This is a genomic window from Vibrio sp. Vb1755 (assembly GCF_033338635.1).
GTDB lineage: Bacteria > Pseudomonadota > Gammaproteobacteria > Enterobacterales > Vibrionaceae > Vibrio > Vibrio alginolyticus.
Map to the genome: position 1 here is coordinate 50840 of NZ_JAWOTA010000008.1, position 16741 is coordinate 67580.

17 protein-coding genes are annotated in these 16741 nt (G+C 45.0%); 5 read left to right on the plus strand and 12 right to left on the minus strand.

Annotation, left to right across the window (positions count from 1 at the left end; translation table 11 throughout):
- Positions 1-56 precede the first annotated feature (56 nt).
- The 3 genes from prpB to R7E00_RS09565 all read right to left on the minus strand — a co-directional run bounded on the left by prpB (position 57) and on the right by R7E00_RS09565 (position 2342).
- Positions 57-953: a methylisocitrate lyase gene (gene prpB / locus R7E00_RS09555; RefSeq protein ID WP_262606329.1), complete on the minus strand. Its 897-nt coding sequence runs from the start codon at positions 951-953 to the stop codon at positions 57-59.
- A gap of 12 nt (positions 954-965) precedes the next feature.
- Positions 966-1679, minus strand: coding sequence for a GntR family transcriptional regulator (locus R7E00_RS09560; RefSeq protein WP_005377279.1), 714 nt, complete (start codon positions 1677-1679; stop codon positions 966-968).
- 264 nt (positions 1680-1943) lie between these two features.
- Positions 1944-2342: a GFA family protein gene (locus R7E00_RS09565; RefSeq protein ID WP_162497024.1), complete on the minus strand. Its 399-nt coding sequence runs from the start codon at positions 2340-2342 to the stop codon at positions 1944-1946.
- 266 nt (positions 2343-2608) lie between these two features.
- Here R7E00_RS09565 and R7E00_RS09570 point away from each other — a divergent pair, with 266 nt between their 5' ends.
- From R7E00_RS09570 to R7E00_RS09590, 5 genes are all read left to right on the plus strand, one after another.
- Positions 2609-3580, plus strand: a complete 972-nt coding sequence (locus R7E00_RS09570; protein WP_005388181.1) for a tripartite tricarboxylate transporter substrate binding protein — start codon at positions 2609-2611, stop codon at positions 3578-3580.
- A gap of 238 nt (positions 3581-3818) precedes the next feature.
- The gene (locus tag R7E00_RS09575) at positions 3819-4313 is read left to right on the plus strand and encodes a tripartite tricarboxylate transporter TctB family protein (RefSeq protein ID WP_033906154.1); all 495 of its coding nucleotides are present in this window, start codon (positions 3819-3821) and stop codon (positions 4311-4313) included.
- 19 nt (positions 4314-4332) lie between these two features.
- Entirely contained in the window at positions 4333-5859 is a 1527-nt protein-coding gene (locus R7E00_RS09580) for a tripartite tricarboxylate transporter permease (protein ID WP_005388177.1), read from the plus strand.
- 279 nt (positions 5860-6138) lie between these two features.
- Positions 6139-6654 (plus strand): adenylate kinase, encoded by a 516-nt coding sequence (locus R7E00_RS09585; protein ID WP_213885709.1) that lies wholly within the window; start codon positions 6139-6141, stop codon positions 6652-6654.
- Between the two features lie 81 nt (positions 6655-6735).
- Positions 6736-7506, plus strand: a complete 771-nt coding sequence (locus tag R7E00_RS09590; RefSeq protein WP_213871873.1) for a sulfite exporter TauE/SafE family protein — start codon at positions 6736-6738, stop codon at positions 7504-7506.
- Positions 7507-7799: 293 nt separating this feature from the next.
- On the opposite strand, the gene R7E00_RS09595 is transcribed toward R7E00_RS09590, so the two are convergent.
- The 9 genes from R7E00_RS09595 to vscY all read right to left on the minus strand — a co-directional run bounded on the left by R7E00_RS09595 (position 7800) and on the right by vscY (position 16740).
- Positions 7800-8771: a TAXI family TRAP transporter solute-binding subunit gene (locus tag R7E00_RS09595; protein ID WP_213885708.1), complete on the minus strand. Its 972-nt coding sequence runs from the start codon at positions 8769-8771 to the stop codon at positions 7800-7802.
- A gap of 205 nt (positions 8772-8976) precedes the next feature.
- The gene (vopD, locus tag R7E00_RS09600) at positions 8977-9981 is read right to left on the minus strand and encodes a type III secretion system translocon subunit VopD (RefSeq protein ID WP_005377262.1); all 1005 of its coding nucleotides are present in this window, start codon (positions 9979-9981) and stop codon (positions 8977-8979) included.
- 10 nt (positions 9982-9991) lie between these two features.
- A complete protein-coding gene (vopB, locus tag R7E00_RS09605) occupies positions 9992-11191 on the minus strand; it encodes a type III secretion system translocon subunit VopB (RefSeq protein WP_054866172.1) in 1200 nt (399 codons plus the stop codon).
- Positions 11192-11198: 7 nt separating this feature from the next.
- Positions 11199-11684 carry a SycD/LcrH family type III secretion system chaperone VcrH gene (vcrH, locus tag R7E00_RS09610; RefSeq protein WP_005377258.1) on the minus strand — a complete coding sequence of 162 codons (486 nt, stop codon included), beginning with the start codon at positions 11682-11684 and terminating at the stop codon, positions 11199-11201.
- Between the two features lie 12 nt (positions 11685-11696).
- A complete protein-coding gene (locus R7E00_RS09615) occupies positions 11697-13520 on the minus strand; it encodes a virulence-associated V antigen (RefSeq protein ID WP_284144530.1) in 1824 nt (607 codons plus the stop codon).
- 10 nt (positions 13521-13530) lie between these two features.
- Complete coding sequence (locus R7E00_RS09620; protein WP_005395092.1) at positions 13531-13815, minus strand: LcrG family type III secretion system chaperone; 285 nt, start codon at positions 13813-13815, stop codon at positions 13531-13533.
- A 60-nt stretch (positions 13816-13875) separates the two neighbouring features.
- Positions 13876-14289, minus strand: a complete 414-nt coding sequence (locus R7E00_RS09625) for an LcrR family type III secretion system chaperone (protein ID WP_042523767.1) — start codon at positions 14287-14289, stop codon at positions 13876-13878.
- Positions 14289-16415: a SctV family type III secretion system export apparatus subunit VcrD gene (gene vcrD, locus R7E00_RS09630; RefSeq protein WP_104979251.1), complete on the minus strand. Its 2127-nt coding sequence runs from the start codon at positions 16413-16415 to the stop codon at positions 14289-14291. The genes R7E00_RS09625 and vcrD overlap by 1 nt, the downstream gene beginning before the upstream one ends.
- Positions 16399-16740 (minus strand): type III secretion system chaperone VscY, encoded by a 342-nt coding sequence (vscY, locus tag R7E00_RS09635; protein ID WP_005377248.1) that lies wholly within the window; start codon positions 16738-16740, stop codon positions 16399-16401. The genes vcrD and vscY overlap by 17 nt, the downstream gene beginning before the upstream one ends.
- Position 16741 lies beyond the last annotated feature (1 nt).

Consider the following 16741-nt stretch of genomic DNA (forward strand, 5'->3'; position numbering starts at 1 on the left):
GAGATAAATTCCGATTATCTTTTTCTTGGGCTTCCGTTTATTTTTGCTTTTCCCCGCTATTTCCCTTCAGAGAATAACTGGTCAAGTTTGTCTTCGTAGTCGTGGTAATTCAGGTGCTGATACAACTCTTTACGTGTTTGCATCGAATCAACCAGTGCTTCCTGATTACCCACTTCTAGCAAATGTTTGTAGACCGTTTCAGCAGCTTTGTTCATGGCACGGAACGCACTTAATGGGTAAAGCACCATATCGACTTTCGCTTTTGCAAGCTCATCGCAGCCGTACAGTGGCGTTGCGCCGAACTCGGTAATGTTGGCCAGAATAGGAACGAGCTTTCCAGTTGCTTGCTCAAGTGCGTTTGAGAACTGAAGGTACTGATCCAGCTTGGTCATCGCTTCTGGGAAGATCATGTCTGCGCCAGCTTCCACACACGCAATCGCACGCTCGATTGCGCTGTCCATGCCTTCAACAGCTAGCGCGTCTGTACGAGCCATAATCACGAAACTTTCATCATTGCGTGCATCAACCGCGGCTTTTACACGATCAACCATCTCTTGCTGGCTGACTATTGCTTTGTTCGGACGATGACCACAACGTTTCTGTGCGACTTGGTCTTCCATGTGCACCGCTGCCGCGCCCGCTTTTTCCATCGCTTTGATCGTGCGAGCAATGTTAAATGCACCGCCAAAGCCCGTGTCGATATCAACCAAAAGAGGCAAATCACATGCGTTAGTGATGCGGTCAACGTCAACCAAAACGTCGTTTAATGTTGTGATACCGAGATCCGGCAATCCGTATGACGCATTTGCGATACCGCCACCAGACAAGTAAATCGCTTGGTGACCCAAGTTTTTTGCCATCATGGCGCAATACGGGTTTATAGTGCCGACAATTTGTAGTGGATTATTTTGTTCAATGGCGAGTCTGAATTTCGCTCCCGGTGTTAAGCTCATGACGAATTCCTTCTAGTCTTTGTCTAAACTTTCTGTATGTATAATTTGAGATTGGATGAGCTTTCGACTTCCTGATATGTGTCTTCTCATCAACATTTCTGCAAGCTCTTCATCGCGATTGCGAATGGCTTCCAAAATGAATTTGTGTTCGGTGAGCGCCTCATTCGGGCGAGATTGCGCACGTGGCGACTGGTAACGATACATCCGTAATAAGTGATAGAGTTCATCACACAGCAGAGATATTAACTTACTGTTTCTGCTCGCTTGGATGATGCGATAGTGAAAATCAAAGTCACCATGTTGATGGAAGTAAGACGCGCCTTCCATTTGGTCTATATGCTTGGAATGTGTCGACAATAGCATTTCCAAGCTTAAGAGCTCTTCTTGCGTAATGTGTCGCGCAGCTAACCTTGCCGCCATGCCTTCCAATGCTTCTCGAACGGCATAAAGTTCTATCAGCTTTTCCGGAGAAAAAGTGGTCACTCTAGCCCCAACATGAGGAATTCGCTCGATGAGCCCTAGCCCCTCTAAGCGCATCAATGCTTCACGCAAAGGCCCACGACTGACTTGATATTTCTTTGCTAGCTCAGGCTCTGATATCTTATGGCCAGGCTTCACGTCGCCATTAACAATGACTTCAATGAGTGTTTCGGTCAGCGTTTCGGATTTGGTGTGTTCTTTCTCAGAACCCAGCACTTTATAACGAGCTTTCAACTCAGAGTTCATATTCAGATACTCTTGTTACCGACATCGAAATGTCTACAATTTCTTAACCTGAATATAAAGTAGTCGATCAAAGTGTCGACAATCAAGTAAATTGTCGACAATTTAGACTAAGGTCGTAATTTAAATTGGCCTAAAATGCCTATTAAGTGCCGTTTTTAGCAGAAATAAAGAATGGGGAACTCATATTGTCGACAACTTGTAAACCTTTAAGCTTATGATCTAAAAACTAAAAGCTCAGCTGTCGAACAATAATCGGATAAAAAACTATTCTTTAGGTACAAATTGATCAAAGACTTGTTGCGAAGTCATCTTTTGTGAAGCGGAATTGAGGTCATAATAAGCTGGCTTTTCATCGGTAAAAATCTCTAAAGTGAGTTTGAAATCTGGGTTATCGAACAAACCAGCGGAAAGAATGTACTCACCTGTCGGCAACAAATGATAGAAAAGGTTTGTGCCGCATTCGCCACAAAAACCTCTCACCGCCCAGTCTGACGACTGATAACGTTTAGGTTCGCCACCTTTAAACGTCACGTTAGGCCCACAATGCACCGCATGAAGTGCGCCACTCGACCATTTTCGACACATAGAGCAATGGCACAGGCTAACCTCATTTTTAACCTCAGCGACGACTTCAATTGCGCCGCACAAACACGTCCCTTTCATTCTCTTTTCCTCGTTCATTTTCCGTCATTTTATTATGGCCTACCAAAGCGTAAAGCCGCGTGACCTAACACCAACTTCTCGTCGTGAACTTTATGAACAAAATAACCGAAATGCTCAATATTCTCTTTATATCTCTTTTACAGACAGATATTTAACACTTAATTAACCTTTACACCAAGTTCAGCTTTAACGCTTACAAGGCATAACAACTGAGCAAAAACAATAAGGCTCAACTAAATAGAGTCGCCAACATAAGGAACGTGAACATGTTAAAGGTACTCAAACCAACGCTCGCCGCTTCAATCATCGCAGCTTCATTTTCATTCAACGCTCTTGCTGCAGATATTGAAAAAATGCACTTTCTTATCCCTGGAGGTGCCGGTGGCGGTTGGGACATGACCGCCCGAGGTACTGGTGATGTATTAATAAAGTCGGACATCGTCGAAACCGTATCATTTCAAAACCTATCTGGTGGTGGCGGTGGCAAAGCAATCGCACATTTGATTGAAACGGCTGATCGTCAAGAAGATACACTCATGGTGAACTCAACACCGATCGTCGTTCGCTCGCTCAGTGGGATCTTCCCACAATCTTTCCGCGACTTGACTCCTGTTGCCGCAACGGTTGCCGATTATGGCGCCATTGTTACATCAGCCGATTCTCCTTACAGCTCTTGGGAAGATGTCGTTAAAGCTTTTAAAGAAAACCCACGTAAGGTGAAGGTTGCTGGTGGCTCTGCTCGTGGTTCTATGGATCATTTGGTTATAGCAGCAGCTTTCAAAGGTGAAGGTTTTGATGCGCGTAAAGTTCGTTACATTGCCTATGATGCAGGTGGAAAAGCCATGGCAGCCCTACTTTCAGGCGAAACACAACTGCTCTCTACAGGGCTAGGTGAAGTACTCGAAATGTCTAAGTCTGGGCAAGTGAAAGTGTTAGCGATTACAGCACCAAAACGTTTAGAAGCTGCGCCTAACATTCCAACTCTCACCGAATATGGTAATGAAACTGTCTTTGCTAACTGGCGTGGATTCTTTGCAGCACCAGGCACAAGCCAAGAAAAGCTAGATGAATGGAATGCCGCATTTACTAAAATGTATAACACCGACGAATGGCAAGTCGTTCGAGACCGCAATGGTTGGATCGACAACTATAAAGCGGATAAAGCATTCTTCGCGTTTCTTGAAGATCAAGAGCAACAGATGGGTGACTTAATGCGCGAGTTAGGCTTCCTGAAGTAACAATCGAATTGGGGTCCCTCAGATACCAACCTCAATGAATAACGTAGGTTGGTATTTCCCCATTGTATTTGCACTCTAAGTTTCACCGCATATGGACATTGTCGACAATCGGCATGCACACTCCTTTGTTTATATACCCAAAGCGGCTCGACTAGCAGCGAAATGCTTAATTGTTAATGGTTTAGTTTATTCATTGACGTCCATATGCGGTCTTTTTTACTTTTGTTAGGAGTTGAATATGCCTCGTTCAACCAACTTTTTCACCAAAGAGTACTTGCTCTGTCGTGACCGCGTCGGCGCAATGATCTTTCTACTCTTCTGTCTTTGCTACGGTTATCAAACCTCGCAGATTCCATTGTTTCCAGGTGATGAGTATGAACCATTCACCGCACGTACTCTGCCAACCATCCTGACTTACGTTGGTGTCGGCCTTTCTTTGCTGTTGCTGGTGACAGGACAACCAGATAAAAAAAGTGGCGCAGTGCTGACCTTCAATTGGAAGTTACTGATTGCCTTTTTAATTTTAATGGCACTCTACGGCGTGGGCCTGACTTATCTAGGTTTTGTGATAGCTACTGGCTTCTTTTTATTGGCTGGCTTTTATCTGCTCGGGGAAAGACGTAAACCCGTTCTGTTTGGCGCGTCGTTTCCATTCGTGATCGCGTTCTACTTATTACTCACTCAAGGTTTGGACATCTATCTCGAACCGGGTTTGATTTTCACCATCTGGTAGTCAAAGAAAGGACTGAATTATGTTAGATGGAATTCTACAAGGTTTATCCACCGCAGTAATGCCAATGAACATTATGATGGTGATCGTGGGTTGCTTCGTCGGTACATTTATCGGCATGTTACCTGGACTTGGGCCGATCTCAGCCATTGCTTTGATGATCCCAATTACTTATGGCCTAGAGCCCTCCTCGGGCCTTATTTTGATGGCGGGTGTTTATTACGGTGCGGTATTTGGTGGTTCTACATCGTCGATTTTAATTAACGCACCGGGTTGTTCTTCAACCGTGGTCACAGCATTTGACGGCTACCCAATGGCCCAAAAAGGCCAAGCAGGTAAAGCATTAGCTTTGGCAGCTTATTCGTCTTTCACTGGCGGTACGCTATCTGCCATTATGTTGCTTGTTGCCGCACCAGCATTGGCTAGCGTCTCCCTTAGCTTCCAATCGTCGGACTATTTTGCGTTGATGCTACTTGGGTTATCAGCAGTCGCGGCTTTTGCGGGGAAAGGTCAGGTAATCAAAGCGTGGATGATGACCATTCTTGGTTTGATGCTATCTACAGTTGGAATCGATAAAGGCGTAGGCGTTGAACGCTTTACCTTCGGTTTAACGGATTTAATGGATGGCTTTAGCTTCTTGTTGCTTGCAATGGCGACATTCGCACTGGGTGAAACATTGATGGGCATTCTTAAACCATCAAAAGACACCAGCGATGAAGAACAAGAAAAGCTGAGCAACATTGGCTCAATGAAAGTGACCAAGGAAGAAATCAAAGATGTTGCGCCTGTTTCAATTCGCTCTTCAATATTAGGTTTCTTCACTGGCGTTCTTCCTGGCGCAGGGGCAACCATTGCTGCTTTTTTAAGCTATGGTATGGAGCGCAACCTCGCACCTAAAGAGAAAAAGGATGAGTTCGGTAAAGGCAGTATCCGTGGCTTGGTTGCGCCAGAGTCTGCGAACAATGCAGCATCTAGTGGTTCATTTGTACCGCTATTAACGCTTGGTATTCCGGGGTCTGGTACAACAGCAATAATGCTCGGCGCTCTGATCGCTTATGGTATTCAACCTGGCCCTCGCCTGTTTGTTGAACACCCAGATGTGTTCTGGTCAGTGATCATTTCCATGTACTTCGGCAACATCGTACTTGTGATCCTGAACTTACCGTTGATTCCGTATATTTCAAAGCTTTTGGCGGTTCCAAGAACGGTGCTTCTACCGATGATTTTATTCTTCTCAATCACCGGGGTTTATTTGGTCTCCTTTAACACTATGGATGTGTTCGTGATGCTGATTGTTGCTATGGCTGCCATTGCACTTCGGCTCGCTAACTTCCCGCTCGCACCTTTATTGCTGGGCTTCATCCTTGGAGGATTAATGGAAGAGAACTTACGCCGCGCATTAATGATTTCAGATGGAGAACTGAGTTTCCTATGGGAGCGTCCTATTACCCTTACCTTTACTGTTTTAGCTGTATTGGTATTGGCAAGTCCACTAATCGTAAAGCTGATTCAAAAGTTTAAAGCACAGCCAGTCAGCGTTGAGCAGTAATCGCTGTCTCTTTCAACCTAGATAAAGCCATCCATCGTGATGGCTTTATCTTCCCCCTTCCAAATCGTTCGCTTGTTGTACAGATGGTATTGACAAATCACTGTCGTTATATGAAGGTGATTGTATGAACACACACTTAGCGCAACTTAACCAACGAATTATCATCATTCCATAGGAATGGTGGGATTTTTTGATGCGCTCAGTATTTATCGAACCCACCCATAGCGGTGGGTTTTCTGTCTCTACCGTATGGGAAAAGCTCTCTTGGAGGCGGTCACAATGCAAAAAATAGCAGTTTTTGGTAAACCCGGCAGTGGAAAATCGACGGTAAGTAAAGCAATCGCGTCTGCTACCGGTCTTCCTCTTCATCAATTAGATTCAATAGTCTATAAACCAAACGGTGATCCCGTTGAGCGTAGCGTTTTTGATGAAGCCCATAGCAATATACTAAGCTCAGATCGTTGGATTATAGATGGCCTTGGACCGATCAGCTCTTTCAACGCTCGTTTAGATGCAGCCGATACTCTCATTTATATTGATCTACCATACTCAGTAAGCTATTGGTTTGTGACGAAACGTCTCCTTAAAGGACTATTCATTAAACCTGAAGGTTGGCCTGATGGTAGTTCGGTACTGAAAGGAACGTTACAAAGCTACAAAGTTCTTCAGCAATGCCCCGCATTCTGGAATGATGACTTTATGTCTCGCCTCAAGGGGTACTCTCAAACTAAAGCCGTTCATGTCATCAAAAACGTTACAGAACTGAACAATTTTGTTTTAGAGCGGGTAAAGTAAACCTCATATCAGAACATTAGAGCATGTGGGTTAGATCATCTGAAGCTCTAACAATGAAAAAGAACATAACAAGGATTGCTTATGCTTTTAGAACTCGCACTTTTATTCGTTGCTGGCGTAATTGGTGGGATTATTAACTCCATAGCGGGAGGCGGAAGCTTTATTACTTTTCCGGCTCTATTGGCAGTTGGTGTTCCTCCTATTATGGCTAACGCAACAAACACGTATGCTTCATGTGCGGGTTACATTAGCGGAGCCGTCGGGTTCAGAGAAGAGATCATGAAGAACAAGCATGAACTGCTGTTCACAGTCTCATTCAGTTTAGTCGGCGGCGCTGTCGGAGCATATCTGTTGCTCAACACGCCAGAATCGCTATTTATGGAAGCTATCCCTTGGTTACTTTTATTTGCCACCGTGCTCTTTCTCACCGGTTCTCGTTTAACAATGCTAATCAAAACTGTCGCGAAAGAGCACAAACATGCTGGCATACTCGGAGCAATCGCGTTGGGTTTACTACTTGTTGGTGTCTCTGCTTACGGTGGTTTTTTCAACGCAGGTTTAGGGGTTATTGTTCTGAGCTATCTGGTAGTAGCTGGCCACCAAGACATTAATTTAATGAACGGTTTGAAATTGCTCGTATCTACGTGTGTTTCACTCATTGCTATCGTGATTTTTGTTGCCAATGGCTCCATTGACTGGCGCACAGGTAGTGTTGTTTTGGTCGGTACGTTGGTAGGTGGGTATCTTGCAGCTCGTGTATCTCGTCAACTGAATCCCAATCATGTTAAAGGGTTTGTTGCTCTTTCTTCTATTCTCATCACTATCTACTTTTTCATTGATGTTTATGTTTAAGCAAAACTTGTACAAGTGGATAACACTCCTACAAAAACGCCAGCGCGAAAGATTAATGCAGATGGCTTAACGATTTTTTGTGTCACTCCAGCGAGGTTAGGAATCTAATAGCACTACACTGAGCGGCTAATGAAACCATTTTGATCACAAAGTGCTCGGATGGAAGATCCTGTATCACGCTCCTTCGTCGCTGTACAGGATGACGAGAAATAGAAATATGCCACTCGCAGTTAAACGAGTGGCATTGTTCGAGAAAGATGGCGTTTTACATCAATAATAAGAGAAAGTAACGCTTACTTAATCAGCCCTACTTCTTTGTAGTATTTGAGCGCACCTGGGTGAAGAGGCGCAGATAAACCGTCTTTTACCATTTCCTCTTTATTCAAGTTTGCAAACGCTGGGTGGAGACGGCGGAAATCATCGAAGTTTTCAAATACCGCTTTAACCACGTTATAAACCACATCTTCTGGTACCGCAGTAGAAGAAACGAACGTCGCGCCCACACCAAAGGTTTGAACATCACTATCTGTGCCACGATACATACCACCCGGGACATTTGCGACACGATAGAAGCTGTTGTCTGCAACCAGTTTTTCTACATTAGGTCCAGCTACCGTTACGATATTACTATCACACGACGTAGTGGCTTCTTTAATCGCTCCACTTGGGTGACCAACGGTATAAATCATCGCATCAATTTTGTTATCACAAAGTGCTTTTGATTGCTCTGCTGCTTTTAACTCAGAGACAAGCTTAAAGTCGTCGTTACTCCAACCATACTGGTTCATTAGCACTTCCATAGTACCTCGCTGACCAGAACCAGGATTACCAATGTTAACGCGCTTACCTTTCAAATCATCAAAAGTTTTGATGTTCGCGTCTTTACGTGCAACGACAGTAAACGGTTCTGGATGAACGGAGAATACGGCGCGTAGCTCTTTAAAAGGCCCGCTTTCTTCAAACTTACTGGTTCCTTTGTAAGCATGATACTGCCAGTCTGATTGCGCGATACCGAGGTCCAATTCACCAGCACGAATAGTGTTGATGTTATAAATCGATCCCCCAGTACTTTCTACCGAACAACGGATACCGTGATCTTCTCGCGATTTGTTAACCAAGCGACAAATAGCGCCACCAGTCGGATAATAAACCCCTGTTACTCCACCGGTACCAATCGTGACAAACGTTTCCTCCGCAGACGCAGAAAAGCCTGTTGTGAGTGCAGCCAAAGAAGCCGCAAGTGCGATTTGCTTAAACTTAAACATTGAACATCCCTTTTACCTGTGTTGATGACCGTTTAAGTATAGCAACCGTTAACAATTTGATAACGTTTGAGTTCTCATCCTTGGAGGTTGATTTATAGATATATACTTTTTTATCAACTTAACCTGCTGATAAATAGCGTTTATACTTTTATCCCATAAAAAAAGCGTTGTATAAACAACGCTTTGTAGTTAGTGAAACGGATGGTTACACCGTTGGGACTGATGCTCGCCACGCTTGGTTCTGGCTATCTGAGATAGATCGGAACAAGTCACGTAGCTCTTTCAATAAGCCTTCTTGGAAACCAATGTTTTCATCGGCTTTCTGTTTGGCTGCTTGTGCGCGAGTCGCTTGTACTTCATCATCTTTGCTGCGCGCTTGCGCTTTGGTTTGCTCTACATTCGATGCTGAGTTTGCCATCTGGCCCAAAGCTTGAAGAATCGCGTTCTTCGCTTGGTTTGAGCTCATCAACTTATCGAACTTACGGCCACCACTTGTCAGCTGCGCTGTCGTGTCTGCGATATTGTCTTTCGCTAGTGAGTGCGCACGCTTAACCTGATCTTGCTGCGTTTTAGACAAGCTATTGTTATTTAATAACTCTTCTGCTTGATCGAAGCCAGCTTTTTGCGTTTTAAGTACATTATTGCTCGCCATTTCATTCTTGATTTCTTTCCCTGCTTTGAAAGAACCAAGGGCACCAATAATTGCGGTAGCACCCGCTAGTACACCCGAAACGACTGCCATCGCGATCATCGCGCTTGCCGAGTTGTTGAGTTCTGCCGCTTGGCTTTCTAAACTCGCGACGTTTGCTTCAACAGCAATTTCACGTTGTAGCACTTGCTGCTCACGGCTCAGCTTTGATACTTGATACAACAATGTTAATAGCGTCAACGATTGTGATACCGCATCTGATGGTGACTTGATCACCTCCTCACCGTTAAGCGCTTTCATCGTTGTGCTCATTAATGAGCTCACCGTCGGTGCAAGAGCGCTCATTAGGTTTGCAACAACTTGAGCTTGGTTACTCACTGTAGGAGCTTTAGGTGTCTCTAACTGGTAGCGTGCTGCACCAGAAACACCTGACTCACTTTGGCTTTTAACGGCGCCCGCTTCAAGCTTTGTTTCCGGCGCTTTTTCTGCTTTGTTGGTTTTAATGGTGTCGCCTAAACCGTATAGTTCACCACGACCCGTTCCGCCTACTTTATCTAGCATAATAAACTCCTTATACCGTTGCAGGACGGCTTAACACCGTTTGCATAGTTTCACTTTTCGCTTGAATCATTTGCATGATGAGACTCATCAGCTCTTGGAAGTCTTCCATCAACTTACCAATCTCTTCTTTGAGCTTATCAATGACAGCCTGGCTTAACGTCATTTTGGCTCGAAGGTCTGTGATATCAGCCTGAATCTCTGTCACGTGAGCATTGTTAGCAGCGTGGACACTGTCCGTTGCGCCTTTACCCACATTGACGGCAAGATCGACGGTTTCTGCGCCATAACGAATCGCTTTCGCTGTTGTTGTCGCAGCTTTTGTGCCCATATCCGCCACTTTCGCCATGTTTGCAGCGGCTTTCGTAGCGATTTCTGTGACCTTTTGAGCTACCTTACCAGCACCTTTTGCTGCAAGTTTCGCGATACCGCCAGCTGCTGCACCACCAAACGTCACAACAGCTCCAATAACCGCGACGGCGATTTCTAATGCCATTACGACTTTGTTTAGCACATCGACATTTATGCCCGCTTCTTTTAGCGCATCTTGAACGGCTGGCTCTTGCAGCGCCATGCTCACTGCTCCCATAACGCCACCAGCGATCATAAGTGCACCGGCTGCTGCACCAACACCCGTTGCCACCATTACGGCACCAACAACAATAGAAACCACCGCACTGATCCAACCAAAGATCTTCGCTGCTAAGCCTGATTTTTGGGCTTCTTTTGCAGCGGCTTCCGATTCTTTGATTTTGTCTTGGTTTTCCACCATCTCTTTTTCGTGCTTAGCTTTTGCGACCTTCACTTCCTGAATTTTCAGCTCGTTTTGAGCACTTTTCAGTTTATCCGTGATAGCAGCAAGCTCTACTTCAAAATCATCAGCAGATCCTGCGATGATTTTGACGGCAATCGAACCTGTTTGGTCTGCAACTGCATGGAGAGATTTTGCAATGGTATCGACGATCTTTTGCAGCTGTGCCATGGCTTTTAGCGTCAAATCATTCACTTTGTCACTAACAGCTGCGTTAGGTGCATCTAACTGAACTTTTACTTTTCCGGTGTTCAGTACATCTGCATCTTTACTCTTCACGTTTTCTACCGTCACAGAAGGCGTCGCTGTAGACGCCGTTTTCTGCACGTTATCTAACGTGGCTTGGCCAGATTCAGGGCTATAAACCTGTGTCTGGATGCGGTCAAGTGCAATAGAACTCATAGTCTAATTACTCCTTTTTATTTCTCACCGCTTCTAACATGATGCCTGCACGCTCATGCAAATCTGCATATTGTGATTTTCCGGCAGACATCTCCTTCGCGCTGTAAAACCCACTCTCTGCTTCTGTCAGTTGTTCCAGTTTAAGGTGACATTCAGCAGAGTGAAAAGGTGGGCGTGGATCATTTACGTCCACTAGCGCTGCGTAGCTGTAGGCGTCTATTGCCTGCAGATACTCACCCAACTCCTGACGAGCCGCGCCAAGGCCAATGAAAAATCGCGCCTGATAATGATCAAGCATGCTGAGTAATTGAAATACTTTCGCTGCTTGCTCAATCTTTCCCGATTGGAAAAAGTTGTAACCTACGGCATAAATGTGTTCGATGGTGTCCTGAGACACATCGTGCAACATTTTTAGCGTGCCTCCCTCTTCCAGAAAAGACAGCAGCTCTTCTGCTTGCATTTGAGATGGATCGGTCGCGTTTGTTTTAGTCATGGTTGGTTATCCTTAAATGGCTCGTAGGATTTCTTGTAAAATACTGTGGTACTTCTGAACAAACTTGTTCATCGCTTCAACGGTCGAGTTGTATTGAGAACTGGTGTCGTTCAGCTCAGTGGTTTTGATTTGCACTTCATCGTTAAGCAACTTGGATTTAGCACTGACAGAACTAGAAAAATTAGACAGCTTTTTCGACTTCTCTTCGTCTTGGTACGAAGCACCATCACCGATAGTAATACCTTGTGTTTGAAGGAAGTCTCGATGGTTTGTTATCTTATTATCCGTCAAATACTTGTACTCAGGTGAAGCTTCAAAATCCGTTTGATTGCTGTAGTTAAAGTCACTCGCTTTGAAGTTACTTTCTGGATATCCCGGTTTATAAACCCCATCAACACTTTGCGTAGAGTGAATTTTTGATTGCACAACACCAAAAACTTTAAGCTGTATTGTGAGATCCTCTAATGCCTCTTTCTGGTCATTACGTTTCTCTAAACGGTTAACACGACGCTCATTTAGTGCAAGCAGCACTTGCTCATCAAAACGGTCTCCAATGCTGGACTCAACAACGGCCAACAAATCACGAGCCGTTAGAGAGTGCTCTGCTCTCACCTCGCGATCCGCTTTCTCTTTATCGGTGATATTGAGTAGACGCTCTTTCAATGCCCCTAAGTTTTTGCGCAATGCCTCGTATCGCTCAGTAAATGAAGCCCCGGTAGATTCACCTTTTACTATTTTTTCAAACTGTAATCGGATATCTCGTTCGGTGTTTTCTTTGATCAAATTAACTTGAGCTGCCGTTATTTGTGTCTTTTGGACATCGGCTATCGCGCTGTCCTGGTAAAAGTCATCGATTTCTATATTTGTTAAACTCACCGCGAAGTTGGCGAACAGACTAGAAAGGGTCAAAGGCTCAGTTCCACCAATGACAGTATTAAGTGTTGCTTTTAGATTGTTCGTTCCACTCGCCTCACCATAAGCTGCGCTATATTGGCCTTTCACTTGAGCGGCCATTTCATCTAACGCTTCTTTAAGCTGCTGTTTAGAAATACCAGGAGTCCAGGTAATTCTGCTAGCTAGCGCACTTGCGTCATCGGTGCTTAAAGTAATACCAATGCCTTGAAAACTACTTTTTAATTGAGCTGAGACTTGAAGGGCGAAACTCTCTTTAGTCAACAGAAAGTCCGAGCTCTTCAGTTGCGCGAGATTAACGGAACCTAAGCTACTAAAGGCATTGCGAAGAAAAGAAATAGAAGCATCTCTCACTTCACGGGAGCCCATTTGATTAGCAAGCTCTGCAACAAAAAGAGAAATTTCTTTGGTGGCATTAGCCAGACCTGTCTCGGAGAGGTTGGCGATCTGCTCCGCTTGGTTACTCTGAGTGCCCAGATTAAATTGACTAACAAACTCAGTAGACAACGAGCTATCTACGTTTTCCGTCAGTAACTTACTAAACCAAGCCTGAAACTGATTTGATAGCGTTTGGTTTGTTTGAGCATTAAACTCGGCTGCGGTTAATTCGCCATCTGAGCTAGCACTTTGTAGCGACTTTATCCAAACAGATGCGGTGTCGGTCAATGATATACCAGCAAACGCGTTATTTTTCGCTTTTAGGTTTTCAAGTGTATCAACATAAAGCGCGATACTTTGTGATTCCGTTTGTCCCGAGATAGTTGGCAATGAAGAGATTATCGAGGCAAGTTGCTGAGTCTCTGCTTCACCCAGTACAGGGGTAAATGCCTCTATCAAGTTTTGTTGGAAAGTGGGTAATGGTGCACTACTCGCAGCTGTGTCTGTTGCTCCTGTCGTAGAGCCAGTCGTTTTCATATTCGTCATTTCCAAACCTCTAAATCATCATGCCGCGCATCACTGTGGGACGCTTTCTGCGTTTACCTGACGTACCTTGTAGCTGATTTTGTTGTTGCCGGCGGCGCTGGACTTCGTCTATTAGCTCTTGCTCTGCACGTTTCATGGTATCTACTGGCGCTTTTATGCCTCCAAGTAAAACATCCCCCGCAACAGGACCAACACCTAAGCCTTCCAATAGCTCGTTAAAAATATCGGTTCTGTCTTCAGCTTTTCTAATGGCAAGCTCAGCGTTCTCAATCGCATCGGTAAACGGTTGCTTCATCTTGATTCCTATCTTAAAGCGGGTCATCTCATCGGTGCTGTCAGTAACAGTCGTGAGTTTTTACTTTTTCAACTTTTTCAAAGGTCTATAATCTGCTAGGCGTAAACAGTACCAGCCGTCTAGCTCATCATGGCTTGCACCGCATGCTTTTAGATAGAACTGTGCCAATCGCTGGCTGCTCATGTTGCTACCACGTAACACATCGACGTTGCCGCGAATGACCCAATCGGAGGGATAAAGTTGAATGGCATGTTCAGCCAAGAGAAATAAGCCGGCAAAGGGGTTACTCAACCCCAATTTTGGACGAATGCGTTTCAGAAGAACGATGATGATTTCACCGTCCTCCACCCGAAAAACGAGCTCTAAGCCTTCAACTTCAATTCGATAACCAAGTTGAATTTCACTTTGTTGCCAAAAGTATGGCGTCACTTCGATCCCCGCTTGCGCCAGCGAGAGTATTAGTTTTGTTTTCATTACATCCCCACCCTTCCAAGTGGCTGAATATTGATTTGCTGGGTTAGTTCTTGAAATGACAAAACGGGCAGATCGTAGTATTCCGATTCAATAAGCTTTCGCACATATCGGCGTACATCCATAGACACAACTAGCACAGGTTTATTCGGCATGCGGCTTAAGTCACCAATGGTCTGTTTCACATCACTGACAAATTGTTGCGTTACTGACGGGTCTAACGCCAAGTAACTCCCTGCTGAGGTTTGACGAATACCGCTGCGTATTGTGTCTTCGAGACTTTGATCCAATAAGTAAGCGGGCAACATGTTTTGTCCGCTCGCGTATTTGTAGCAAATGTAACGTTTTAAGCTGGAACGAATGTACTCCGTCAGCTGTACAACATCTTTCTCTTTTTGGCCCCACTCAACCATGGCTTCCAAGATCACGCGAAGGTTTCGGATAGAAATGTCTTCAGAAACCAAGCGTTGCAAGATTTCCGTCATTTTTTGCAACGGAACAATACGCTGGGCCTCTTTGACTAGCTCCGAATAACTGCCTTCCATCTGCTCCAACAGATAACGCGTCTCCTGAATACCAATAAAGTCTTGCGCGTACTCCTTAAGAACATGAGACAAGTGGTACGTTAAAATTCTGTCGGGTGTGAGAAAACCTACATGACTGGCTACGAGTTTTTGCTCATAACTCTGTGCCACCCAAATGCTGGAAATACCAGGTAGAAAATCTTCATCTTGCTCATAAGGCACGCCTAATAAATCGATCTGTTCATTCCCTTCTGTCACCAAGAGTTGATCTTTAACAATTCGTCCTCGTGCAACCGGGACTTCTTGTAACTGAATTAAGTACTCGCCATTTTGCATCCCCTCGTTAAAGCGCAGGTGGATGCCTGGGAAAGGCACGCCTAGGTCGAGATATAGTGCGCGTCTAACCCTTGCTAGCTCTTCATTTAATGCGACCGCTTCCAAGCTTTCCTGAAGGCTCGCGTCAAGATCAATCAACAGCGGGACTGTCATGGCGAACTCTTCTTGCTCACCTAACTTACCTTTACTGTTTCTAGAAGGCGTGGGTTTGCTTGGCTTCGCTGCTGGCGATCCGGCTCCTTGCGAAACAAAGCTTGATAAGTCGGTGCTATCTGATTCCGCTTGTTTTTTCTGTTGATAGAAAAGGAAGAAACCACCACCACCAACCACGGCGGCCAAGACCAGAAAAGTGATTTTTGGAAACCCAGGAATGAGTGCGAACAGCACCAAAAGCACACCACCAATAAGAAGTGCTCGTGGCTGAGCAATCACCTGCCCACCAATATCCGATCCAAGATCAGAAGAGTCTTCATGAGAAACACGCGTCACGATAATACCGGCGGTAATCGCGATAAAAAGTGCCGGGATCTGCGATACCAAACCATCGCCAACGGTCAAAATCGCAAACAACTCAAGTGCTTCAGAAGCACTCATGCCTTTTTGCGTTACCCCGATCGTGACACCACCTAAGATGTTGACCACAATGATGACCAGACCCGCAATGGAGTCGCCTTTAACGAACTTCATCGCGCCATCCATCGAGCCATACATTTGGCTTTCTTTTTCAATCAGTGATCGTCGGTGCCTAGCTTCGTGTACGTCAATTACTCCGGCACGCATGTCACCGTCAATACTCATCTGCTTACCAGGCATCGCATCGAGTGAGAAGCGCGCACTAACTTCTGCTACCCTCTCTGAGCCTTTGGTGATCACCATAAACTGAACAATGGTAATGATCAGGAACACAACGATACCGACCACTAAGTTACCGCCCACAACGAAGTTACCGAATGTATAAACGATTTGACCAGCATCGCCTTGTAGCAAGATCAAGCGGGTTGTCGTGATAGATAAAGACAGACGAAACAATGTCGTGATCAATAGCACCGCAGGAAATGCAGAGAACTCAAGTGGCGTGGTGATGTAAATCGCTAACATAAGCAGCACCACCGCAATGCTCATGTTGGTGCCAATCAGCACATCCACCAGTGCGGTAGGAAGTGGCAATATCATCATAAAGACGATCGCGAGTAACATCACCGCAAGCATGATGTCTTTTCGTTGCCCTACTTTGTTTAGAATATCGATCAACTTATTCATGTGATTCACTATTTAAAGATTGCAGATAGCGTCGGTGCGCTTGGCGTGCCCCATCGACGTCATTTTGTTTCCAACGCGCTTGGCTTAAACAAAACCAGAGTCCTGCCGAGTCAGGATGAAGGTCGGATTTTAATAAGTGCTCACACACCTCAATCGCCCGGGTATATCGACCACTTTGTAAACACGCCACAGCAAGTGTTTGCATCGCCTCTTTGTGCTGCGGTTCTATTTCTAGAACCGCATCGAGAATAGAAATGGCATGCTCTGGCTTTTGGTATTGAACTTGTAGCGCAGCGTGAACAAGTAAGAGTTCAATGTCTTTGGATCTCAACATG